This window comes from Paenibacillus zeisoli (assembly GCF_003994465.1).
In the GTDB taxonomy this organism is placed as follows: Bacteria; Bacillota; Bacilli; order Paenibacillales; family Paenibacillaceae; genus Fontibacillus; species Fontibacillus zeisoli.
This window is the reverse complement of sequence record NZ_RZNX01000020.1, coordinates 1-846: the sequence shown is the minus strand read 5'-3', so window position 1 is coordinate 846 and position 846 is coordinate 1. Positions and strand designations below refer to the sequence as shown.

1 protein-coding gene is annotated in these 846 nt (G+C 36.9%); it reads left to right on the top strand.

Annotation, left to right across the window (positions count from 1 at the left end; translation table 11 throughout):
- Positions 1-100 precede the first annotated feature (100 nt).
- The gene (locus EJP77_RS20505) at positions 101-619 is read left to right on the top strand and encodes a hypothetical protein (protein ID WP_127200783.1); all 519 of its coding nucleotides are present in this window, start codon (positions 101-103) and stop codon (positions 617-619) included.
- Positions 620-846 lie beyond the last annotated feature (227 nt).

The following is an 846-nucleotide window of genomic DNA, read 5'->3' as shown; positions in this document are numbered from 1 at the left end:
GTCCGTCGGACCCGCGCTTGCGCGCTTAAGCCAGTGAGGGTTCGTGAACACAAGAATGTTATCGGAAATCACTTAAGAACGGAAGAGAAGAGGAAAACATATGAAACCGTTAGAATTGAATAATGAAGATGCAAATGAAACCCTTCAAATACTAGAGAAATTTGAATTGCAATTCAGTAAATTTGAAGAAGATACTAGAAGTGAAAACATAATTCAAATAATTCTTAGAGGTCATTTGTACATTGAACATGAACTTAAGCAAATTTTAGAAAAAAGCCTAGCTCATCCAGAAATGCTCGGAGATAGACTTAAATTCTCCGATTTTACTAGACTTGTGTTTGCAATAGGTGCTTTAGATTTAGAGTATTATAGTGTAATAAATGAACTAAATAAATTTAGAAATAAGTTTGCACATGATTTAAATTTCGTCTTTACAGAGGAACATCTAAATAAACTCGAGGAATGTTTGTCAAATGATTTAAGAGACTACTATCTTAGATCTAAAGAGCAATACAATACTACAATCGATAAAACAAGGAATTTGATTTTTTGGGTATGGCAAACGATAATAGCCGAAAATATAATTCCAAAACATATAAAAGAGAAATTGAATGTTTAAGCAAGAAGAAGTGACTTCCGATAACACCATATTAACGCATCGCAGCCTTATGGCTGCATGGTCCGGCAGAAGTATGAAGCGTGTTCAAAATGGAGAATTTCAATAGCGAGGAAGTATAATCAACCGGACACACCCGCACCACCCAACCGCGTCGCGGCCAGTCGCTTCGCTCCTTTCGGGTGGTGGGGCGTCGTGAATACACGAACGTTATCTGCAATAAATGCTTA